The organism is Candidatus Clostridium eludens (assembly GCF_045310515.1).
Lineage (GTDB): Bacteria > Bacillota > Clostridia > Clostridiales > Clostridiaceae > Clostridium_B > Clostridium_B eludens.
The window spans coordinates 1,761-3,642 of the sequence record NZ_JBJHZX010000105.1 but is presented as its reverse complement, the minus strand read 5'-3'; the positions used below and the strand labels follow the sequence as shown (position 1 = coordinate 3,642).

Below are 1,882 nucleotides of genomic sequence, written 5' to 3'. Positions count from 1 at the left end.
GGACCGGATACAACTTCACTGTTAACTAACATTCCAGTTTCAAGTGAAACGTTAACTCCAGCTTCTACTGCATTCTTAACTGCACTTACATCTCCTGTAAGAGTTACAAAAGACTTTCCGCCCATTCCCATTCCTAATCTAACTTCTATAAGCTGTACATCTGCTGCTTTAGCTGCTGCATCTGCTGCAACTATACCTGTTGCCACACTAAAGAATTCCATAACTCCTAAATCCTTTAAGTTTACAACACCTGTAGCTTCATTTATTGCAGGAATTACCTGTTCATGTACATTAGGAAGTAACAACTTATCTACTACATGTTTTCCTCCTATGCTCACTGCTGCCTCTATTGAAGCTGTAACAGCTCCTACATTTCCTGTAATCATTACAATGTATTTACCAGGACAAATAGTCTTTGCTAAAAGTAACTCAACTTCTGCAGCTTTTATCATAGCATCTGCTGTTTTAATTCCCCTAGCTATACTGTTTAATTCTATCATTCCTATAGTTCTTATCATGGTTATATCACCTCAACCCTTAAATAGCTTTTATGACTACATTTTCATTTACTTCAACAACAGTTCCGTCGATGCTGGCATGTACGTTTGTTCCCATTTTGCCTTCATCTATTGCACCAATAAGTTGTCCTTTTTTAACTACATCTCCAACTTTAACAACTGCTGTAGTTGGCGCTCCTATACCTTGCTTCAAAGGAATACTTACCTGTGCTGGAACTAATTCTTGATCTTCTCCATATGGTTGTCCTTTGTACTTAAGCAATCCAAGCCTGGATATTAATTTTCCTGTAGGAACTTTTCTGTATTCTCTCATTGGATCTCCTTGGAATACGTCTGTAGTATTTTTCCATTTTATGCCTTTTGCTACCAGCTGTCCTTTAACGTATCCATTTATACGTCTAGGAGATAATCCTGCTGGACATGCATACATTTCACATACTCCACACTGACAGCATATAATTGCTTCCTTAAGAACTTCCTCGTCGTTTTTCCCTAATGCCACAGTTCTCATTATTTTGTGTGGGTGTAGTGGATGTCCAATTTGATATCTAGGACATAATTCTGTACAAGAACGACATTGTTCACAGGCTGCTTTAGCTCTGTTTAACATTTGATCTATAGTCAATCTTTCTCTTTCAGCTACATAATGATCCTTCGGAATTACTATAATTCCTCCGTTGGTTTTTGTAATAAATGTATTTTGTGCTTCCTCTTTTGAGATTTTCTTTCCCATCATAGGTCCGCCCATTATTACTGTGTAATCACCTACAGTGGCTCCACCGCATTTTTCTATACATTCTGTAACTTTTGTACCTATTGGAACTTTAACAATAGCAGGACTTGCTACTTCTCCTACAACAGTTACATATTTGTATGTAACAGGCTCATCTTTAAGAGATTCAAATACATTAAACACTGTACCTACATTTGATACAACTGCTCCTACACTTGAAGGAATTGCTCCTGGTGGTATTGTTCTTCCTGTTACTTCATAAACTAGTATCTGTTCATCCCCTGCAGGATAAAAACTTCTGTTTAAGAACAACTCCACTGAAGAATTTAACTTCTTTATAGAATTTGTAAGTGCATCTATTTCATTATAATAAACATCCTTTAAACCTATTACAATCTTTTCTGCACCTAATGATTTTCCTATTATTTCTGTTGCCCCTACTATTTCATCACTGTGATTTCTCATTAAGTATTTATCTGATTGAAGTAGTGGTTCACATTCTAAAGCATTTACTATGAAATACTTAACTTTGGTATTTAATTTTACATGAGTTGGGAATCCTGCTCCTCCAGCTCCTATAATACCTGCATCCTTAATCTTTTTTAGTAAATCCATCATTACACCTCTCTTA

At 36.2% G+C, this 1,882-nt stretch carries 2 protein-coding genes; both read right to left on the bottom strand.

Annotated elements, in window-relative coordinates; translation table 11 throughout:
• Window positions 1-518, bottom strand: a 518-nt coding sequence (locus ACJDU8_RS25275) for a BMC domain-containing protein (RefSeq protein WP_406794950.1), incomplete at its 3' end; no start/stop codon positions are given.
• A 19-nt stretch (window positions 519-537) separates the two neighbouring features.
• On the bottom strand, window positions 538-1,866 hold the full coding sequence (locus tag ACJDU8_RS25270) for a 4Fe-4S dicluster domain-containing protein (RefSeq protein WP_406794952.1): 1,329 nt from the start codon (window positions 1,864-1,866) through the stop codon (window positions 538-540).
• Window positions 1,867-1,882 lie beyond the last annotated feature (16 nt).